Below are 21,801 nucleotides of genomic sequence, written 5' to 3'. Positions count from 1 at the left end.
TATCCCCAGAGGGGACCCCACCATCCTCAGTCCTACGGTGTACACACATCTGTAAAAATCCTACCCACCCAATATTTATGTTCAAGTGAAAGTCCCACACTGAGCAAATATCCCGCCCTGAACTAAAGTTCCGGGCTGATAGTTAAAGTCCTCTAAAAGAGGACTAAACTAAATTTCTTGTTTAGTCTTCTTTTAGAAGACTTTGGTTATGAGACTCGGAATTTATTCCGAGGCGAGATAGATACACTGCACCAACACTTATGTGTACACCGTAGCCATCCTCAGTCCCCAGTCCCTATTTCGGATCAGTTACAACACTAATTTTGATGGATCTAGAGCAAGGGATGCATTCATTGACTAAAAAGAGGGAAAGGGAACCCCACCTTCCCCTTTACCCCAAACCCTTGCGAAGCATCCTGACTTCAAGCCCATAACTAAAGTTATGGTGTTCCCTTTCCCCTTTAACCTTTAACCTTTAACCTTTTCCCTGCCCGAAGGGCATTGACTTCAAACGGGAGGATCTACAGTAAAACTCTAGACAATCAATTGTAAAGCAGAAATACATCGCGCATTTCGATGGATATCGATGTCATTCCCGAATTAATCTGTGTTGAAAAATTTTTTCGCAATTGTAATTATTTCCCCTAGTTCTCCCCTATTTATTTCTAAATTCAAATCAGAAAAGCAGAGAACACCGCCCCAAACAAGCGCGCAATCTCTGCCGTATAAATAAGTCAATAAAAATGGAGAACAAACCTATGCTACACCAAATTAAAGAATTGCTGCAAAACGTACAATTACAACAGCAAGTAAAAGCAGCAGCTAACCAAGCAGAAGCTATCAAAGTGATAGCGATCGCAAGTGCAGAAAAAGGTTATAACTTCACAGTTGAAACTATTTCTCAAATGTTGACAGAACTAACCTTTGTGGACTCCAACGAACTAAGTAAAGAAGAATTACTTAGTGTTAGTGGTGGAATGATGGCTGATAGTGCAGCCAAGCTATGTCATACAGCTAGCTGTGGTGGCGGACACGCAGGCTGCTGCTAAAAACGGTAGCTTCTGTTTCTCTTTGGCATTGTAACCACCACAGGTCAGGTTGTTTTTCTAAAAGAGCTTTTTAGATCCAACATCTCCAATATTTTAATTTGGATAACTTCCATACTTGATACTGAGGTTCAACGCAGAAAGAGATGCTGCATAACAGATTCCCTCTTTGCTTTTTTAATCAAGGGAAAGAGGGAATTTCATTAGATTTCTTGCAGAAATCAAAAAAAGAACCCTACCCCGTCTTTAACTTACGTCAAAGTCTTCCCTGCTTGCGTGCGAGGAGGGGCTGGGGGTGGAGTGTTAGGAAACTTTTGCAAGAGGTCTATTGTTTTCATATTTCTAATTAATAAATTTGAAACTAATTTTTTGTCTTTTTAACGATTAATACTTCCCACTATGAGAAATCCAGCTATGGTTCAACAAGTTGTTTGCTTATCCCCACAGAAAACATCAGACGAATTAAGGGCGATCGCTGCCAATGCTAGCTTTATCTGGGAACGTCTTGATGAAAGCAGATTTACAATTAATGGCGATCGAGTCAACGAACAAGAAATTAACCGTCGTAGAGATCGCTGGTGCGAAGTTGCAGCAGAAGGTAAATTGGATACGTTGCACAAACGCTTACAGTGGGAAGGGCTAGACTTCAATACTGTTAGTTCCAAATTGGGAACCATTGAGTTACTTGCCGATCGACCTTTACCTGAGTGGGTAGAAACCTTGCAGGAAATTATCCAAACCGCTACAGGATTCAATTCTGCAACCGAAGTATTTCTACCCATCGATTCACAAAATCCGATCGCCTTTGAAGATATTCTTTTGCCTGCTATCTTGGTAGCCAGACAGCAATTACTAACTCGCTGCGGCAGTCAATTCACCCACGAGTCTCTTCCCTTATCGATTCTTTCCCACGACGCTTACAGTTCTTTAGAACGTGGTCTACTGCTACGATTAGCAGGACTTTGCACTAAGACATTAGATTTTGAATTTTCTCAGGTGCGTCCCTTTGGTCAAAACTTGCTCGGTTTGCTGGGGTTGGAGACAGAAAGCAATAACACTCATTACATTAAGTTCGTCAATCAACTCCTAGAAGATGGAATGCTGACGTTCTTCCAAAAGTATCCCGTTCTCGGTCGGTTAGTGGCAACAGCCGTCAATTTTTGGGTTGAGTTTACTGCTGAATTTCTCGAACGTTTAGTTGCAGATAGGACAGATATTCAACGAACTTTTGATGAAGCGATCGCTCCATTTTCTCAAAACAAAGTTGCCGAAATTCAAACATCCATTTCCGATCCACACAAACGCGGACGAACAGTAATTTTGCTCACCTTTGAGTCTGGACTTAAACTTGTTTATAAACCCAAAGATTTAGGATTAGAGGTTGTCTTTAACCAATTTTTGGATTGGTGCAATCAACACAGCAATCTTTTAGATTTTAAAGTAATTCAGGTGCTTGAGCGCAACGGTTATGGTTGGGTGGAACATGTTGAACAGTTGCCTTGTGTGGATGAAGCAGCTGCGAAACGATTTTATCAGCGTTCTGGGATGTTGTTGTGTGTGCTTTACGCCCTCAGAGCCACAGATTGCCATTACGAAAACTTAATTGCCAATGGCGAACATCTGGTGCTGATTGACATGGAAACGCTGCTGCACCATGAACCGAATCTCATTGAAGACTCACCACTTACCCAAGATTTAGAAACAACCGCCACACAACAATTTTGGGATTCCGTACTCCGCACCGGACTTTTACCACGTTGGGACTTTAGTGGCGATCGCAGTGTCGCTTATGATATTAGCGGGCTAGGCAGCACAGATCCCCGACTATCTCGCCGGAAAGTGCCGCGCTGGCAGAATATTAATACAGATAATATGCATCTGTCCTCTGAGTCTGTAACCTTGCCGATGGGGAAAAATGTGCCGTTCTTGGGTGAAACTGCTCTGTCTCCAAACGATTATCAACTAGAAATCACCACTGGGTTTGAGCAGATGTATCGCTTTTTAATGGCGCACAAAGATTTCTTACTTTCAAGCCATTTGCTATCTGCGATGCAAAATCAGCAGGTGCGCTTTATTTTCCGCAACACCCGCATCTATGGGATCATCCTCCAAAAAGCTTGTGCACCCGATCACCTCAAACACGGCGTAGATTACAGTATTCAACTCGATGTTCTCAGTCGTGCCTTTCTAGTTGCTCAAAATAGACCAAACGCTTTTCCTGTTTTGAGCGCCGAACTCCGAGCAATGGAACAATTGGATATTCCCTTCTTCACGGCTAGCGCGGTGGTTGATGAACTGAGTTTAAACGGTTCTTCTTCCATTCCCAACTATTTCAAGCAATCCAGTTATCAAGACCTGCTCAACCAGTTACAATCTCTGGATGAAACCGACTTAGCTCGACAAGTAGCGATTATTCAAGGCTCCTTCGATGCCAAGATTGCAACCACTTCCAGCCGCCAAGGTGGGCAATGGCAAGGCGAATCGTTACCGTTGCTGAATTCGGAACAATTGATTGCTGAAGCCAAAGAAATCGCCACTCAACTGGAAACCAGAGCCATTTCTGACCCTGATGGCAGCGTTAACTGGATTGGTTTAGACTTTGTGCCTCGCGCCGAACGATATCAACTGCAAGTATTGAATAATTGTCTCTCTGACGGACGCTCTGGAGTTGCCTTGTTTTTAGCTGCACTCAGTCAAGTAACTGATGATTCCCGTTACCGCGATTTAGCATTGAGAACAGTGCAATCTCTGCGTCGCCAAATCCACACCATCGATCCCGAAACTTGGGAACGCATGGCTCGTTTCATGGGTGTTGGGGGTGCAACAGGTTTAGGATCGATGATCTATAGCCTGGTGAAAATTAGCCAATTCCTCAACGATGCAACGCTGTTGTCAGAGGCTCAAGTATTAGCCGATTTGATGACACCAGAACTAATTGCTGCCGATGAACACTTGGATATTATGAGTGGAGCAGCAGGGGCAATTTTAGGGCTATTGTCCTTGGATCAAGCCACAGGAGAAGCAACCGTTTTAGAAAAAGCGATCGCCTGTGGACAACATTTAATCAACCGTCAAGTTAGCCACAATGGTGCGCCCAAAGCTTGGCATACTTATTGGGACAAGCCCTTAACTGGCTTCTCTCATGGAGCCGCAGGTATCTCCTATGCCTTGCTCAGACTTTATGCCGCCACCTCAGAGGGCAAGTACTTAGAAGCAGGTTTAGCAGGAATTGAGTATGAGCGTAGCGTCTTTTGCCAGTCCACTGCCAACTGGCCCGACTTCCGCCGAATGGGACAACCGGGACAACCTGACTTTGCAAATAAGTGGTGTCATGGTGCAGCCGGCATTGGTTTGGGACGCTTAGGCAGTTTGAGAATCGTGGAAACGTCGGAAATTCAACAAGAAATTGAAATTGCTCTCCAAACTACTCAGAATTTTGGCTTACAAGCGATCGATCACTTGTGCTGTGGCAACTTCGGTCGGACGGAAGTGCTGTTAGTCGGTGCAAAAATCTGTTCCCGTCATGATTGGCATCAAATTGCTCACCAGAATGCAACAAATGTTGTGGCTAGAGCCAAGCGAACTGGAGCTTATCAACTGTTCCCAAACTTACCCAATTCTGTATTTAATCCTGGCTTTTTACCCGGTATATCTGGAATTGGTTATCAATTGCTGCGTCTGGCTAACAATAACTTGCCTTCAATATTGTTGTGGGATTGAGCTTGTTGCTCATACCCAAAAACAGCTTTTGACCACATCCTATTAGCGTAAACTAATAGGGTCATAACTAGCTCTCTCAAGGTGTTGGCTGCTGATAAAAGCCCAAAAGCTAGTCATCTCAAAATTTTAACGTTCTGCTGATTTCTGTGTGACTGAGGCAGTTGGATTTAGACTTGAAGTGATGGGACTGGAGGAAAGACTGGTGACGAAAGCAATTGGTCTAGAGCAAATTATTGCCCAAAAGGTTCTTACCTTATCAAAGGAACAACAGCAGCAAGTACTTGACTTTGTAGAATTTCTGCAATTGAAATCATCAACAGTGGAGTTTAAGCACCATGATGGCACGCCAATGTCTGCTTTAGAAGCCGCAGGAGACTTAGTTGGCTGCGTGGATTCTGGCCCTGGGGATCTCTCGACAAACAAGGAGTACCTTAAAAGACCATTAACAGAATGAAGCAAGCGGTACTGCTAGATACAGGCCCATTAGTAGCTTTAGTCAATCGGAGAGAGCAGTTTCATAAATGGGTGACAAATCACTTTGGACAGATTGAACCACCTTTGTTAACTTGTGAGGCAGTAGTTACAGAGGCTTGTTTTCTCTTACAAAATGTTTACGGAGGAGAAGCAGCAGTAATTTCTTTTGTACAAAAGGGAATCATCCATCTTCCGTTTCGGCTCTCTGAAGAAGCTGCTGCTGTTGACGAGTTGATGCAACGTTATCAGTCAGTTCCAATGTCGTTAGCGGATGCGTGTTTGGTGAGGATGGCAGAACTGGCAACTGAAAGTGAATTGCTCACATTTGATAGTGATTTTAGGATTTATCGGAAAAATCGTAATCAATTAATTTCTGTGATTATGCCAAAAGAACAATAGTTTGATCTTCATAGAAAATTCACCATTACCACTGAGGTAGTTCATGAGGTTCTCCCCTGAAACTAAAAAAGGAACAAATTTACTGCGAAGCTAATGCGAATTCTAGATTTTCTAGTTGCTGTTAACGGTGTTGCTCAGTTATGGGGTGGTAATGAACAATTTTTGGGAGTGCTATCCAGTAATCAATATGACGTAAACTCGATCAGCAATCTGCATGGGATATATGGGGGTCAATATGGCTTATACAGCATTAGTAATCTGCATGGTATGTATGGTGGAAAATCTGGCTTATACAGCCCTTACAATACTCATTGCCTCAATCCCCCTGTCATTTTCTATCAAGCACAACCAATGCTAATGGTTACAAGAAATAGCTACGTTCAAACTAATGGATTATCCGTAGTTGACCCAGACCTCGTAATAGAAGTGTACACCAAATTAACAAGTCCTATACCGACAGTTAACCCAGTGCAAGTACAATCTGATGCGTTGAAATATGCTAACCAAGCCTCTGCCCAAATAATAAGTAATGGAGAAAGATCAGTACAATTAACTGCTGTTAATCATCAGCCAGATGGACTTTTACAAGTTCAACTTTTAGAGTGTTGGGTAGAAGGAGCCTCTTCAAATATGTTGCAATATGATATACAAAACCTTAGCTGTGAGAATTTAACAGGAAAATTAGTAAGTTTTTATGGAAATGTAGGTATTGATGTAGTTACCCAATATCCAAATCAGGAAATGACATTTACTCAGGGGAATGTCTACGATCAACTAATTTGGAAAGTCTGTGGTAAATAATTAGAAGATCGCCTCCCCTATTTCTCCCCTAGTTCTCCCCGATCGCACTTTAATCTTAAAAGTCTAGAAGACTTGAAGCTCTAGGCGCTCTCAGCAAGAAGGCAGAACAATGCAACTAAAACACAGCCACATTTTCCGTCAAGAAGCTCTGGAGCGTTTATCTTCACCAGAACAACTGGATCGAGCAATACAAGTTGTCAAGCCTCAAGCTTGGTTGACTCTATCTACTTTGAGTTTTGTGGTTGCTGTAGCTGGCGTTTGGAGTGTGTTCGGTAGAATTCCCCTGACTGTCACAGGCCAAGGTATCTTGATTAAACCGCACCATGTTGTGGAATTTCAAGCACCCAGTTCTGGGCCGTTACTAACTCTGAAGGTAAAAGCGGGGGATATTATTAAACAAGGTGATGTGCTGGGTATTATCGACCAATCAGCGCTAAAGCAGCAATTACAGCAAGAGCAAGTAAAGTTGCAACAACTGCAAACCCAAAATCAAGAGACTGACAGGTTACAAAAGCTGCTGATTGACCAACAAATCATTACTCTTGGACAGCAGAGAATGGATTTGGAAAATAATCTGCGCCGAGAGCAAGATGCACCAAAGTTACGCGATCAAACATTGAGAGCGATCGCTCAAAAACGCCAAAGCATTAATTCCCGCAAACAACAAATTAATTACTTACTAAAAACTCTCAAAGGACGGGTTGATAACCGTCGTCACCTTTTTGGGCAGCATGTCATCAGCCAAGATATGTTGGTGCAAGCTGAACAGGAATATTTTAACACTCAAAGCGAATTATCAGATATTGATGTGCAACTAAAGGATCTGGAAATCCAAGAAACTACTACACAACGAGAATATCTGGAAAATCTTAATAGAATTGACGAAATTAAAACCAAAATTAAAGATATTAATACTCAAAATACTAAACTACGCGAACAAGACTTAAAGCAATCAATTGACAAAACAAATCAAATTCGGGAAGTAAAGCGGCGAATTGCCCAATTAGAACTGCAATTATCTCAAGAAAGTAGAATTATTAGCAAATATAATGGTCACATTCTCGAACTGAGTGCTGTCCCTGGACAAATGATGAATCCGGGTAGTCGCTTGGGGTCAATTGAGGCTGAACAGCCAAATTCAAAACTTATGAGTCTTGTTTACTTTGCTAATAAAGATGGTAAGCAAATCAAGCCGGGGATGGCTGTACAAGTGACTCCCAGCTTTGCTAAACGCGAACGCGAAGGTGGCATTGTCGGAACCGTTGCAGATATTTCTTCATTTCCGGTAACTACACAAGATATTACAGCGATCGTTGGTAACAAAGAAATTGCCGCCAGTCTTGCAGGTAAAGGTGAAGGCAAGGTGCAAGCTTTTGTCCAACTTCAAGAAAACCCTACATCAGTAAGTGGCTACAAATGGTCATCTTCTGATGGCCCAGCCTTAAAAATATCTTCTGGCACAACTACATCAGTTCAGGTAAAAGTTGGAGAAAAAGCACCGATTTCTTATATTATTCCGATGTTACGCTCTTGGACTGGGATTTATTAATTTACGCCGTGTGCAACTTTCTTTCAGACCTAACCCCCAACCCCTTCCCTACAAGGGAAGGGGAGCAAGAATCAAAGCCTCTCTCCCTGTGGGGGAGAGGTTTGGAGAGGGGTTCTAAGGATAAGTTGCACATCGCGTTTATTTGGGCATTGGGGTTAAAACTTGAAAGTTTACCCTCAGAGGCTCAACTTCCACCTTCAGAAGCTCAACGTTCACCCTCAGAGGCTCAACGTTCACCTTCAGAGGCTCAACGTTCACCTTCAGAAGCTCAACGTTCACCTTCAGAAGCTCAACGTTCACCTTCAGAAGCTCAACTTCCACCTTCAGAGGCTCAACGTTCACCTTCAGAAGCTCAACTTCCACCTTCAGAAGCTCAACTTCCAAGTTCTAATACTAATGCCCAATTCCCAATCCCCAATTCCCAAACTTAAACCAAATCGTGTCCGCACTTCTACACTTTTACAAATGGAAGCAGTCGAATGTGGTGCGGCTGCTTTGGGAATAATTCTGAGCTATTACGGGCGGATTGTACCACTGGCTAAACTGCGTGAAGAATGCGGTGTCTCGCGGGATGGCAGTAAAGCTTTTAATATTCTCAAAGCTGCCAAAAACTATGGACTCAATGCTAAAGGTTTAAAACTGTCTCTGGAAAAGGTGACAGCTACCCGTCTCCCCTACATTGCCTTTTGGAATTTTAACCATTTTCTCGTAGTAGAAGGATATAGCAAGAAACGCGTCTACCTCAACGATCCTGCCAATGGTCGCAGAACAGTGAGTTGGGAAGAGTTCGATCGCGCGTACACCGGTGTTGTGCTGACAATGGAACCAGGAGCGGACTTTCAGAAGGGAGGCAAAAAAAATCACATTGTCTCAGCCTTAAGTAGCCGCTTACAAAACTCACGAGTTACTATCTTATTTTGCTTGCTAGCTGGATTATTGCTAACACTGCCTCGGTTAGCTGTGCCAGCCTTTTCTCAGGTATTTATCGATGAGATTTTAATCCAAGATCGGCAAGATTGGTTACGACCTTTGCTGTTAGGAATGGTGTTAACTACTTTATTACGGGCATTCCTTGCCAGACTGCGGCTTACCTACCTGCGGCGATTAATGGTTAAGTTGTCAGTCAGCACATCAGGACTATTTCTCTGGCATATCCTGCGATTGCCTGTTGGGTTTTATGACCAACGGTTTGCTGGGGAAATCAGTAACCGGGTGCAACTGAATGACCGGGTGGCAGAGGTACTCTCAGGGCCTTTGGCAACCACAGTGATTGACGCGGTGATGATGGTCTTTTACTTGCTGATTATGATTCAGTATGACCAATTACTGAGTGCGATCGCAGTTGGTTTTGCTTTAATCAACATTCTCGCCCTCTTATTTTTATCGCAAACTCGTGTAGATACAAATATGCGCCTAGCTCAGGAATATGGCAAGGTGGGTGGAGTAACGATTAGCGGCATCCAAACCATAGAAACCATCAAAGCTTCAGGGCTGGAGTCAGATTTATTTGCTCGGTTTGCGGGTTATTACGCTAAAGCGCTCAACGCCCAGCAACAATTAGGCTTACAAACTCAAATTCTCACCACATTACCGACAATTTTGACAGCCCTAGCCACAGCTTCGATTTTGCTGGTTGGTGGTTTACAGGTAATGAATGGCAATCTCAGCATTGGAATGCTAGTTGCCTACCAAAGTTTAACATTGAGTTTCTTAGAGCCAGTCAATAGCCTCGTCAATTTTGGCAGTACACTCCAAACTTTAGAAGCTGATTTAAACCGCCTTGATGATGTATTGCAAAACCCCGTTGATTTGGAAGTCGAGTCAGGCAAGGGAGCAGCACTTCGGCTACGCTCAGTGACCGAGGAGCAAAGGAGCAGAGGGGAACTTATTGCAAGTCTTCCCCATACCCAATGCCCAATGCCCAATGCCCCATGCCCAATGTGGCAATTACAGGGTAATGTTGAGTTACGGAATGTCACTTTTGGGTACAGTCGTGTAGAACCTCCGTTGATTGAGAATTTGAGCTTGACTGTCAAGCCAGGGCAAAGAATAGCGCTTGTGGGGGGGAGTGGTTCTGGTAAATCGACAGTTGCTAAATTAATTTGCGGGCTTTATCAACCTTGGGATGGGGAAATCTGCTTTGATGGTGTAGAGCGATCGCAAATTAAACGCTCTGTCCTTGCTAACTGGTTGGCAATGGTTGAACAGGATATCTTTTTATTTGCGGGGACTGTGCGAGAAAATATCACTCTTTGGGATTCAACTATACCAGAAGCCGATTTGGTGCAGGCTTGCCAAGATGCAGCGATTCATGATGCGATCGCATCTATGCCTGGAAAATATGACTTTGAGTTGATTGAAGGCGGTATGAATATTAGTGGTGGACAACGCCAGCGTTTAGAAATTGCCCGTGCTTTGGTGAGAAATCCCACAATCTTAGTACTGGATGAAGCAACCAGCGCCTTAGATGCAGAAACCGAGTTGATTATTAACCGTAACTTGCAACAGCGTGGTTGTTCGTGTATTGTAGTAGCCCACCGCCTCAGCACAATTCGCGATTGCCATGAAATTATTGTGCTAGAGCAAGGTAAAATCGTCCAGCGTGGCACTCATGAGGAATTATGGCAGCAAGGCGGAACTTATGTTCGCCTACTTCACGCAGCAGAAGCATAATGGACTTCTTGGCATTGTAAGGAAAAGGGGAAGGTGGGGCCCCCTCTGGGGATAAGGGGCGGGGGTAAAGGGTAAAGGTATGGAATTTTCTCTTACCCTTTAACCTTTAACCTTTGCCCAACATCAAGGCAAAAGTTACTTTTGCAAGATGTCTAATAATCAGGTATTCAATCCACCATTGTTGAGTTGCTAATGATTGCCGAGGCAGTTAAACCTTGACTCATCGTCAAAATCAGCTTTACTCTCGATCAATTTTTTCGATATCATCAGGTGTACCAGTGGCAGAAATTTTTGATGTGCCAGATTTACCTGCACCTGAGTTGCCACCAGAAGCGCCAGCACCGCCTGAGTGTTTAGCATCGGTGTTGCCTTGTTCTTCTTGAAGCTGTTCAAGGCGGTTTTTTTCTTGAGCTTTATCTTTTTGGTCAGCCATATCTTATTTACATTTTTCGCTATGCGATCGCCTTTAACTCTATCATTTTCCTTATTCAAGCGACATTAAAGGCAAATCTTCTTCAGCAATTATAAATTTATGTGAGTCTCCCACGGAGGCACACGTTAAATTACTCAATTTTTCCATCCAAGACGATTATCAGATTTTTCTTGCCCTGCTTTCCCTGCTGATTGAGCAATTAATTATTTTTTATTTGGAAGTCCCTGAGGCTGATGTCCTCTAAAGTAATATCATCCTCACAAAAAATCTGTGTTACATTCAGCCGAGATACAATAGTTTTTCTTATATCTTTTTCCAATCGTCGAACTCACATCGATTTACCTTAAGTGAATCCTCTTTCCAAACCATACTCCTTTCAGGCAAACGAACCATTACTGTTGAACGATCCAGAAACATTCTGGATAGTGCAGTCTGGAACATTAGCAGTGTTTGCAACTATTCAGAACAGTTTACCAAAGGAGCATCGCCGCTATCTGTTTCATGTCAACGTTGGTGAAGCATTGTTACCGGAAGTAATCGCACAAAGCCAATGGAATTTTGTAGCGATCGCAATTGAATCCACCCAATTATGCCAGATGTCAATGGTTGATTTGGTTAAGGAAATCGCGGCGGCTGACTCTCAATCCATAGAATTTTTAGAAGGTTGGGTAAATCATTTAGGACAATCTCTTAGCGCCCAGCAGACAGTTTTAACAACGCCATTAAACCTTGTGCAGACATTAGGGCGGGATTTTTCATTATCGCCTGGTGAAACGCTACAGTGGAGGCAGCAAACACTTCTATGGGTGAAGTTGCAGCAAGGCAATACTCACTGGATGGGAGTCGAGGAATTAACGTTGAATTCTACCTCACCAGCGTTTCCACTCACGAGTGATATGTGGCTGGAGGCAGAAGATGCGGTTATCGGACAAATGTTACCAACGGCAGATTTAGAAAATTTCGAGGAACTTCTGGCAGGTTTAGCCAGTTTGCATACTTATTTCTTTCACTACTTCAGTTTGCTGGCAAATAAAGAAGCAGAAGCAGAATTTCGGCAGTTTCAGGAACGCGAACAATTTAATCAGCAAGTAATAGAGGGGGCACTCTCTGATTTAGCAACAGTATTGCAGCCACAGCAGGAGGCGGTTTTTTCTCAGGAAGGGCCGCCCTTATTGGTAGCATTTGGGGCAGTCGGACGGACGCTGGGGATAGAGATTCGTCCACCAGCAGAGGATTTGAATTCTATTAAAGACCCTGTAGCTGCGATCGCACAAGCATCGCAAATTCGGATTCGGCGTATAACTTTAACAGATGGCTGGTGGCATCAAGACCAAGGCGCGATGTTAGCTTATACTCAGCTGGAACGCCCAGTGGCGTTGTTACCTACAGATAATCGAGATTATGTCATCTTTGACCCCGTAGCGCGAACTCGGACACCTGTAAATGAATCAATAGCAAAAACACTGTCACCATTAGCCTACGTTCTGTATCGACCATTACCTCAAATTGCACTCAACGCCATTGATTTACTGCGGTTTGGGGTCAAGGGTTATGAAAAAGACATCGCCAGTATTTTAGTGGTAGGGTTACTGGGCACAATATTGGGCATGGTTGCACCGCAAGCAACAGCAATTTTAATCAATCATGCCATTCCCGATAGCGATCGCGCAATGCTTTGGCAGATCGGATTGGTCATGTTTGCAGTTGCCTTTGGACAGTTAGCTTTTCAAATTGCCCAAAGTATTATTACTCTACGAGTCGAAAGCGCCACTGATAGCATATTACAGCCAGCCATCTGGGATCGCCTGCTGAGATTAAGCCCTAGCTTTTTTCGCCAATACACTTCTGGAGATTTGGTCAATCGCGTTATGGCGGTGAGGGAAATTCATCAAAAACTTAGCGGTGCTACCCAAAGAACGTTGTTGAGTGGAGTTTTTGCTTTATTCAACTTGGTGCTGATGTTTATTTACAGTTGGCAACTAGCGTTTGTGGGCGTGGGTTTAGCAATATTTGCCACTGTGGTTACGACTGTTGCAAGTTTCCTCTTGGTGAAGAAATCGCAAAAAGAGCAAGAACTCAATGGTGCAATTCAGGGACTCACGGTACAACTAATCAACGGTGTTGCCAAACTGCGAGTGACAATGGCAGAAGAACGCGCATTTGCAGCTTGGGCGAAAAAATACAGCCAGCAGATCCGACTGAAGGCGAGTTGGCAAGAGATTAAAGATGGTATTTCTGTATTTAACGAAGCACTCCCTTTGGTGAGTTCTATACTGCTGTTTGGGTTTGCGATGCTGTTGATGCAGACACGCTTGACACTGGGTACATTTGTTGCTTTTAACTATGCTTTGACGATTTTTATCAAAGGAGTAATTGACCTGAGCAATACTGTATCGGAAATTTGGAGTATTGTACCAATTTGGGAACGAGCAAAACCGATTTGGCGATCGCAGCCTGAATATGACTCAACCAAGGTTAATCCTGGTCAATTAAGCGGTCGCATTGCCCTAAATCGTGTCAGCTTTCGTTACTCGGAGAATGGCAGCTTAATTCTCAATGATGTCAGCCTCCATGCCGAACCAGGAGAATTTGTTGCGATCGTTGGGTCTTCTGGAAGTGGAAAATCAACGATATTGCGGTTGTTATTGGGATTTGAAACTCCATTGACAGGTAGCATCTATTATGATGGCAAAGACTTAGCAGAGATGGAACTCCAGGCTGTGCGAAGACAGTTAGGAGTGGTACTACAAAATGGTAAAATCGGCACAGGATCGATTTTTGATAGCATCACCGGCGGTGCTTTAGTTTCTCTAGAAGAAGCTTGGTCAGCGGCACAAATGGCAGGCTTTGCTAATGATATCAAGCAAATGCCAATGGGGATGCATACGATCGTCGCTGAGGGTGGTAGTAATCTTTCTGGTGGACAACGGCAAAGATTATTGATTGCGCGATCGCTTGTTTCCAAGCCTAAAATTATCTTAATGGATGAGGCGACCAGCGCCCTAGACAACCGCACCCAGGCAATTGTAACTGAAAGTTTAGCTAAGTTAAATGCTACCAGAGTGGTAATTGCCCATCGCCTCAGCACAATTCGTAATGCCGATCGCATCTATGTTATCGACGCTGGTCATGTCGTGCAGGTAGGTAATTTTTCGGAATTGATCGCCCAAACAGGGTTATTTGCCAAACTGGTAGCCCAACAGTTAGAAGGGGAGCTTTAGTTTTGCTTTAGCATGAAATTAGTAACTGTGATGGTTAGGGTGGGGTAAAACTAAAGCTAAAACCTTAGTAAATCAGGTTTGGGGGGAGGTTTTGAGAATTTATGCAATAAATATATTGAATTCGGGCGATCGTTGATTGAATTCGGGCGATCGTTGATTGAATTCGGGCGAGCGTTTGTTGAATTCGGGCGATCGTTGATTGAATTCGGGCGATCGTTTGTTGAATTCGGGCGATCGTTTGTTGAATTCGGGCGGTCGTTGATTGAATTCGGGCGGTCGTTGATTGAATTCGGGCGAGCGTTTCTTGAATTCAAGCAGTGGTTAGGGTGGGGTAAAACCCAGATTATTGAACAACTTCAGACTTGTGTGTACACCGTAGCCTTTATAAGGGAGGATTAAGGAGGGTAATAATGTGATTAAAATCACAGCATACTAATTTTCAAACATCCTCTAATCTCGACTTTATCCAAAATTAAGAACTTGCTTATCTTGATACGGCAAAAACCCTAGCTTTTTGGCAAAAACTTTTTCCATGTCACTGATTATCGGTTAAATCTAAAAAGTAAAACTACCGTCCCACAAAGGTTTCAGTGTCAGGTTTTGGGTTTCGTAAAAATGGATAAAGTCGAGCTAATATCAAGTCCGGTTAATTAATACTTTACTCCCGTTCAAAGACAAAAATAATGGAAATCGGTTTATTTGTTTTGGGATCGGATGGCTCATATAAATTTAGCAATCGGTAATTCAAAGCATGGAATTCGTTAATCCATGATTCCAGGGTTCGGAAATACCAAGGAGTAGGGTAGAATGGTCGATCTGCATTTGGTTGCCATGAAGTTTCGCGCCACCCATTAGAGTATGGAGAGTCACCGCAAGCAATTATCGGATGAAGTGTTTGAATGATTATTTTGCCTTTGTCCTCTAACAGGCTATGACCTGCCTTAGCGATCTCATCAAGAGCGCATTCGCCTAGAATTGAAAAGTTGCAGATCAAGCAAGAGAAAGAGTTAATGGTGCTAAATCTTTGTGATGCAAGATCCGAGTACGAACAGACAACAAAGCGAGAATCACCACTATCCTTTGCTGTCTCAATGAGATCAGCGCAAAAATCAACACCCCAGCCATCAATTCCTAAAGAAAAAAGCTGTCGAGATAACCATCCCTCACCGCATCCAATATCTAAGAATGTTCTTGGATTAAGTTGGGTTATCGCTTTAACTATAGCGGCATCTGTGGCGATCGCACGGCTTTCAATTTGTTTATTACGAATTGCTTGTGTCCATAATTTAGCATTCATTTGCCATGAGTCAAGGATTCGTTTTTCATTCTCGTCCATAAACACCGCTCAAATAGCACGAACAATCTTCTCCTTTAAAACATAAGCGATAATGCAGCCAGATGCAGGATTTCCACTATTTCCGAGAATCGCAATTTTAACTCATATATACACCGGAGTACAGCAATTCTTTAGGTTCTATCGATTAGCGATACTCAGTTCGTGAAGCCCTAAAACTCTCAAGCAAGGTTCTGTTTGACAATGCCACTGCTACCCAAAATTTAGAAGCATTCATTAGATTTATTGCAAAAGTCGGGGTAAAGGGGAAGGTGGGGCCCCCTCTGGGGATAAGGGGCGGGGGAAAAGGGTAAAAAAACTCAAAATCCTTTCCCTTTAACCTTTTCCCTTTTCCCTAAGAGTGCAAAAATATATTTTTGCAAGAGACTCCATGAGCTGCGCTCACAAGGAACAATGAAAATGATCTTGGAACGATTTTGCGTTGTTTCAGCCTCTATTTTCAAGGCAGGTCTATTAAACAGGCGAGCGCTCTGAGAAAATGAAGCCACTTGATTATATTTTTGACTTTCCCTGAAAAATAAGTAAGTATTAACACTTATAATCCTGAAACAAAGCGATCAAAAATGAAACGTTTAAATCGCCTTGCTTGGATAGGAGCGATCGCTTGTGCAATTTGAGTGATGTTATGTGTGCTTAAATAGCCATAATATCCCCGTTCAACCCGCGTGCAAAGAAGGTTTAGGTAGCTTTTTATTATCGTTGTAGTTGCCATGTTCAGCATGAGAACTACAACGAGTTTAACCTTTTGTATTACCGAGAATGATAATTTCCTCTGCCCTTAGCAATGTGTCAGCGATCGCGAGGATTTTACTTAGTTCGCTTTCATTAGGCAATGACAGTAATATCTGCACTAGTAAGCGCTACCTGATTCGAGAACTGGGCTATCTGAACTTGTGCAGCACTACCAACCCCATCTTTATCAAAGAATAGGTTCCCCGTAGTTCGATCGTAGATAAAGCGATCGCCTGCAATTGTCGCACTAGTCCCAAGTCGGAATAAGCTCGAATCCAGTACCGTATCCTGAGATTGGCTCAGTCCAAATTCTGTCTTAGAAACGAAGATAGTATCATCTCCAACAGTAAAATCAGTAATAGTGTCATAGCCTCCAGTGCGAGTATCAGCCAGGTTGAAGCTATCTCGACCAATTCCACCAGTCAATATATCTCGACCAACTCCACCAGCGAGTACATCGTCACCTGCACCACCAAACAAGGTGTCATTGCCTGAGTTACCAAAAAGGCGATCGTTGCCATCAACTCCATTCAAGATATTAGCGGCACTATTTCCTGTGAGAATGTTATTAAGGTTGTTACCAGTACCATTGATTGCTGAAGTTCCACTCAGAATCAAGTTCTCTAGGTTATTTCCCAACACCCAACTCACCGAAGACTTAACTAAATCTGTGCCTGCATTTAAACCTTCAGTAACAGTATCGCTAAGGTTGTCTACAGTATAAATGTCATTGCCAACTCCACCGTCGAGACTATCAATTCCCGCACCTCCGTCTAAGCTATCGTCACCCGCACCACCCAACAAGGTGTCATTGCCAGAACCACCAATTAGGCTATCGTTGCCATCAACTCCATTCAAGATATTAGCGGCACTATTTCCTGTGAGAATGTTATTAAGGTTGTTACCAGTACCATTGATTGCTGAAGTTCCACTCAGAATCAAGTTCTCTAGGTTATTTCCCAACACCCAACTCACCGAAGACTTAACTAAATCTGTGCCTGCATCTAAGCTTTCAGTAACAGTATCGCTGAGGCTGTCTATGATGTAAATATCATTGCCGACTCCACCATCTAAGCTGTCATTGCCAACTCCACCATCCAAGGTGTCATTGCCTGCACCACCCAACAAGGTATCATTGCCGTCACTACCAATCAGGCTATCATTGCCATCAACTCCATTCAAAGTGTTAGCGGCAGTATTCCCAATTAAGATGTTATTAAGGCTGTTACCAGTACCATTGATTGCCAAGCTTCCAGTTAGGGTCAAATTTTCCAGGTTATCTACCAACACCCAACTCACCGAAGACTTAACTAAATCTGTGCCTGCATTTAAAGCTTCAGTAATCGCATCGTTGAGGTTGTCTACGATGTAAGTGTCATTGCCGATTCCACCATTGAGACTATCTGCTCCCAAACCACCATCTAAGGTGTCATTGCCTGCACCACCCAACAAGGTATCATTGCCGTCATCACCAATCAGGCTATCATTGCCATCAACTCCATTCAAAGTGTTAGCGGCAGTATTCCCAATTAAGATGTTATTAAGGCTGTTACCAGTACCATTGATTGCTGTGCTTCCAGTTAGGGTTAAGTTCTCCAGATTAGCTCCCAACACCCAACTCACTGAAGACTTGACTAAATCTGTGCCTGCACTGGCAGATTCAATAATAGCGTCGCCGATGCTGTCCACAGTATAAGTGTCATTGCCTTTACCACCAATGAGACTGTCATCTCCTGTACCACCATCTAAGAAATCATTTCCATCGCCGCCATCGAGGGTGTCGTTATCACCTAGTCCGTTGAGCGTGTCATTGCCCAGCAATCCTGAGATAATATCCTTGTTCACCGTACCAGTCAGGTTGTCTGCAACTGAAGTACCAGTAATTTCATTAGGAAATTGACTAATGGTATTAGCCACTGTTAATGCAAAAACATCGCTGACAGTTGCCGTTCCATCATTGGCTATAACATTGATGTTGAGGCTACCAACGTTGTTATTTGTGGGAGTACCACTAAAGGTAGTGCCGTTGAAAGTTAACCAAACAGGAAGTGGATTACCATTTTCTAAAGTGGCGGTGTAAACGAGGTTATCTCCCGCATCCACATCACTGAAGGTATTTGCTGGCACCACAAAGCTAAAGGCAATGTCTTCTGTAGCTGTTTGGTCAGCGATCGCATTACTCACAACTGGAGCATCATTGGTATTGGCGATCGCCAAATCAAACACACTACTGGCGCTAGCTCCATCCTTATCAGTTGCGGTAACTTTGAGGCTGAGGCTGCCCACATTTTGATTTAATGGCGTGCCGCTAAAAGTGCGCGTGGTTGGATTAAAGCTTAACCAAGCCGACAATGGATTGCCGTTACTGAGGCTAGCAGTATAGGTCAGGGTGTCGCCTGCATCGACATCGCTGAAGGTGGTTGTTGGTAGGGTAAAGTTGAAGATGGCGTCTTCTGTTGCTGTTTGGTCAGCAATAGTACTTAATGCTTTTGGGGCATCGTTAATATTGTTGACTCCGATCGCGATCGCTTTTTCGTAGAATAAACCACCCTCATCTGTGGTACGTACACGGATGTTGTAGCTATTCTTGGTTTCGTAGTCGGGGGAAGCGTTGATACGTAACTGGTTACCGACAATCGTGAAGGCGCTGTTATCGTTGGTGTCTGTACCCGAAACTAGGGTGTAGGTGTGGGTGTTGTCTCCATCGGCATCAACGGTACTAAAGTTGCCAATTACTGTGTTGCCAGGAACATTCTCGTTAACACTACTGGCACTTAGACTCATGTCAGTGGGGGTACTGTTGAGGTCAAGCTTAAAAAGTTCCAGCCCAGTGTTACCATTGTCAGCAACAAAGTAGAGTTTGCCATTAACGTAAGTTAGGTTGGTGGGATTAGAGCCAGGTAAGCCAGGGTAGATATCGTTGACACGGACAGTACCAGCCTCGGTGCCATCACTCTTCCACAGTTCATTGCCCCCACTGCTGTCGGTGGCAACAAAGTACAACGTGCCGTTGACATTCGTTAGATATGTTGGGTTAGAGCTACCCGTGCCAGTATAAATATCCTTAACGCGGACGGTACCAGCCTGAGTACCATCACTCTTCCACAGTTCATAACCTCCAGTGCTATCAGTGGCAACAAAATACAGCATACCGTTGACATTCGTCAGATTTTGTGGGTGAGAGCTACCTGTACCAGAGACAATATCCTTGACGCGGACAGTACCAGCTTCGGTGCCATCACTCTTCCACAATTCCCGACCCCCACTGCTGTCAAAGGCACTGAAGTACAGCGTACCGTTGACATTCATCAGATTTTGCGGGTCAGAGCCAACGACGCCAGAGATGATATCCTTAACGCGGACAGTACCAGCTTCGGTGCCATCACTTTTCCACAGTTCAGTCCCCCCAGTACTTTCGGTGGCATTAAAATACAGGATGCCGTTAACATTTGTTAGATTTTGGGGCTTAGAGTGACTCGTGCCAGTATAAATATCCTTGACGCGGACAGTACCAGCCTCGGTGCCATCACTCTTCCACAGTTCGCGATCGCCACTGCTGTCGGTAGCAGTGAAATACAGGGTACCGTTAACATTCGTCAAATTTGCCAGGTTAGAGCTAGCTGTGACATTAATATCCTTGATGCGGACAGTACCAGCATCGGTACCATCACTCTTCCACAGTTCAGTCCTCCCACTAGTGTCGGTGGCAACAAAGTACAGTGTACCGTTGACATTCGTCAGATATGCCAAGTTAGAGCTACCCGTACTATTAATATTCTTGACGCGGACAGTACCAGCCTGAGTGCCATCACTCTTCCACAGTTCTCGATCCCCAGTGTTATCAGTGGCATTGAAGTACAGCGTGCCGTTGATATTCGTTAGATTTGCTGGGTAAGAGCCACTCATCCCAGAGAAGATATCCTTGATGCGGACGGTACCAGCCTCGGTACCATCAGTCTTCCACAGTTCAGTCCCCCCACTACTGTCGGAGGCAACAAAGTACAGCGTGCCGTTGACATTCGTCAGATTTTGGGGGTAAGAACCAGTCGTACCAGAAAAAATATCTTTGACGCGGACGGTACCAGCCTCAGTACCATCACTCTTCCACAGTTCAACCCCTCCACTGCTGTCGGTGGCATTTAAGTACAGTGTACCGTTGACATCTGTCAGATTTTGCGGATCGGAAGTACCCGTGCCAGTATTAATATCCTTGACGCGGACGGTACCAGCCTCAGTACCATCACTTTTCCACAGTTCAACCCCTCCACTGCTGTCATAGGCTCTGAAGTACAGCGTGCCGTTAACATTGGTCAGATATGCCAGGTTCGAACTAACGATGCCAGTATAAACATCCTTGACACGGACTGTACCAGCCTCAGTACCATCACTCTTCCACAGTTCGCGATCGCCATTGCTGTCGGAGGCAACAAAGTACAGCGTGCCGTTGACATTCGTCAGATATTCTGGGTAAGAGCTACCCATGCCAGAGAAAATATCGTTGACACGGACTGTACCAGCCTCAGTACCATCACTCTTCCACAGTTGAAAGCCAGCACCGTCATAAGCTCTGAAGTAAAGTGTACCGTTGATATTCGTCAGATATGCTGGGTTAGAGCCACCCGCACCAGTATTAATATCCTTAACGCGGACAGTACCAGCCTGAGTGCCATCACTTTTCCACAGTTCATTGTCCCCACTGCTGTCGGAGGCAACAAAATACAGCGTGCCGTTGACATTCGTCAGAGATGCTGGGCTAGAGCTACCCGTACCAGAGACAATATCCTTGACGCGGACAGTACCAGCCTCGGTGCCATCACTCTTCCACAGTTCAGTGCCTCCACTGCTGTCAGTAGCACTGAAGTACAATGTGCCATTGACATTCGTCAGATTTTGCGGGTCAGAGCCACTGATACCAGAGACAATATCCTTGACGCGGACAGTACCAGCCTCAGTGCCATCACTCTTCCACAGTTCAAAGCCACCAGTGTTGTCAGAAGCTTTGAAGTACAGTGTACCGTTGACATTCATCAGATTTTGCGGCTTAGAGGTCTGCGTACCAGAGACGATATCCTTAACACGGACAGTACCAGCCTCAGTACCATCACTCTTCCACAGTTCAGTGCCTCCACTGCTGTCAGTGGCACTGAAGTACAGCGTCCCATTGACATTTGTCAGATATTCTGGGTAAGAGCTAGCCATACCAGTATAAATATCCTTGACACGGACTGTACCAGCCTCAGTACCATCACTCTTCCACAGTTCAGTGCCCCCACTGCTGTTAGTGGCACTGAAGTACAGCGTACCGTTGACATTCGTCAGATTTTGGGGAATTGAGGAAGCTCTATTGGTATTGATATCTTTGATGAGGATAATCGATGGTTCTTCTGCTGGCATAACCG

13 protein-coding genes are annotated in these 21,801 nt (G+C 44.1%); 10 read left to right on the top strand and 3 right to left on the bottom strand.

Annotated elements, in window-relative coordinates:
• Positions 1-758 precede the first annotated feature (758 nt).
• From RMY64_RS13585 to RMY64_RS13550, 8 genes are all read left to right on the top strand, one after another.
• Positions 759-1,049 carry a Nif11-like leader peptide family natural product precursor gene (locus RMY64_RS13585; RefSeq protein WP_322700279.1) on the top strand — a complete coding sequence of 97 codons (291 nt, stop codon included), beginning with the start codon at positions 759-761 and terminating at the stop codon, positions 1,047-1,049.
• Positions 1,050-1,460: 411 nt separating this feature from the next.
• On the top strand, positions 1,461-4,766 hold the full coding sequence (locus RMY64_RS13580) for a type 2 lanthipeptide synthetase LanM family protein (RefSeq protein ID WP_322700278.1): 3,306 nt from the start codon (positions 1,461-1,463) through the stop codon (positions 4,764-4,766).
• A gap of 148 nt (positions 4,767-4,914) precedes the next feature.
• Positions 4,915-5,220 carry a hypothetical protein gene (locus RMY64_RS13575; RefSeq protein WP_322691639.1) on the top strand — a complete coding sequence of 102 codons (306 nt, stop codon included), beginning with the start codon at positions 4,915-4,917 and terminating at the stop codon, positions 5,218-5,220.
• Positions 5,217-5,639, top strand: a complete 423-nt coding sequence (locus tag RMY64_RS13570) for a type II toxin-antitoxin system VapC family toxin (RefSeq protein WP_322691640.1) — start codon at positions 5,217-5,219, stop codon at positions 5,637-5,639. Before RMY64_RS13575 ends, RMY64_RS13570 begins: the two co-directional genes overlap by 4 nt.
• A 93-nt stretch (positions 5,640-5,732) precedes the next feature.
• Positions 5,733-6,440, top strand: a complete 708-nt coding sequence (locus RMY64_RS13565; RefSeq protein ID WP_322691641.1) for a hypothetical protein — start codon at positions 5,733-5,735, stop codon at positions 6,438-6,440.
• 109 nt (positions 6,441-6,549) lie between these two features.
• Positions 6,550-7,989, top strand: coding sequence for an NHLP bacteriocin system secretion protein (locus RMY64_RS13560; RefSeq protein WP_322691642.1), 1,440 nt, complete (start codon positions 6,550-6,552; stop codon positions 7,987-7,989).
• A 125-nt stretch (positions 7,990-8,114) separates the two neighbouring features.
• Positions 8,115-8,420 (top strand): hypothetical protein, encoded by a 306-nt coding sequence (locus RMY64_RS13555; RefSeq protein ID WP_322700277.1) that lies wholly within the window; start codon positions 8,115-8,117, stop codon positions 8,418-8,420.
• Entirely contained in the window at positions 8,386-10,662 is a 2,277-nt protein-coding gene (locus tag RMY64_RS13550) for an NHLP family bacteriocin export ABC transporter peptidase/permease/ATPase subunit (RefSeq protein WP_322700276.1), read from the top strand. Before RMY64_RS13555 ends, RMY64_RS13550 begins: the two co-directional genes overlap by 35 nt.
• Positions 10,663-10,900: 238 nt before the next feature.
• Here RMY64_RS13550 and RMY64_RS13545 read toward each other — a convergent pair whose 3' ends face one another.
• The gene (locus RMY64_RS13545) at positions 10,901-11,095 is read right to left on the bottom strand and encodes a hypothetical protein (protein ID WP_322671424.1); all 195 of its coding nucleotides are present in this window, start codon (positions 11,093-11,095) and stop codon (positions 10,901-10,903) included.
• 347 nt (positions 11,096-11,442) lie between these two features.
• Between RMY64_RS13545 and RMY64_RS13540 the strand changes: the two genes are divergently transcribed.
• Entirely contained in the window at positions 11,443-14,316 is a 2,874-nt protein-coding gene (locus RMY64_RS13540) for an NHLP bacteriocin export ABC transporter permease/ATPase subunit (RefSeq protein WP_322700275.1), read from the top strand.
• A 78-nt stretch (positions 14,317-14,394) separates the two neighbouring features.
• On the top strand, positions 14,395-14,715 hold the full coding sequence (locus RMY64_RS13535) for a hypothetical protein (protein WP_322700274.1): 321 nt from the start codon (positions 14,395-14,397) through the stop codon (positions 14,713-14,715).
• 259 nt (positions 14,716-14,974) lie between these two features.
• On the opposite strand, the gene RMY64_RS13530 is transcribed toward RMY64_RS13535, so the two are convergent.
• The gene (locus RMY64_RS13530; RefSeq protein WP_322671427.1) at positions 14,975-15,652 is read right to left on the bottom strand and encodes a class I SAM-dependent methyltransferase; all 678 of its coding nucleotides are present in this window, start codon (positions 15,650-15,652) and stop codon (positions 14,975-14,977) included.
• 843 nt (positions 15,653-16,495) lie between these two features.
• Positions 16,496-21,796 (bottom strand): ELWxxDGT repeat protein, encoded by a 5,301-nt coding sequence (locus tag RMY64_RS13525; RefSeq protein WP_322700273.1) that lies wholly within the window; start codon positions 21,794-21,796, stop codon positions 16,496-16,498.
• Between the last annotated feature and the right edge of the window lie 5 nt (positions 21,797-21,801).

It is taken from the genome of Nostoc sp. DedQUE08, from assembly GCF_034530895.1.
Taxonomy (GTDB): Bacteria; Cyanobacteriota; Cyanobacteriia; order Cyanobacteriales; family Nostocaceae; genus Nostoc.
This window is presented reverse-complemented; position numbering and strand designations above follow the sequence as displayed.

Bases quoted from the DNA above. Each gene is read 5' to 3' on its own strand.
- RMY64_RS13545 (WP_322671424.1), bottom strand. From the start codon at position 11,095: ATGGCTGACCAAAAAGATAAAGCTCAAGAAAAAAACCGCCTTGAACAG.
- RMY64_RS13580 (WP_322700278.1), top strand. From the start codon at position 1,461: ATGGTTCAACAAGTTGTTTGCTTATCCCCACAGAAAACATCAGACGAA.
- RMY64_RS13525 (WP_322700273.1), bottom strand. From the start codon at position 21,796: ATGCCAGCAGAAGAACCATCGATTATCCTCATCAAAGATATCAATACC.
- RMY64_RS13560 (WP_322691642.1), top strand. From the start codon at position 6,550: ATGCAACTAAAACACAGCCACATTTTCCGTCAAGAAGCTCTGGAGCGT.
- RMY64_RS13570 (WP_322691640.1), top strand. From the start codon at position 5,217: ATGAAGCAAGCGGTACTGCTAGATACAGGCCCATTAGTAGCTTTAGTC.
- RMY64_RS13585 (WP_322700279.1), top strand. From the start codon at position 759: ATGCTACACCAAATTAAAGAATTGCTGCAAAACGTACAATTACAACAG.
- RMY64_RS13550 (WP_322700276.1), top strand. From the start codon at position 8,386: ATGCCCAATTCCCAATCCCCAATTCCCAAACTTAAACCAAATCGTGTC.
- RMY64_RS13530 (WP_322671427.1), bottom strand. From the start codon at position 15,652: ATGGACGAGAATGAAAAACGAATCCTTGACTCATGGCAAATGAATGCT.
- RMY64_RS13565 (WP_322691641.1), top strand. From the start codon at position 5,733: ATGCGAATTCTAGATTTTCTAGTTGCTGTTAACGGTGTTGCTCAGTTA.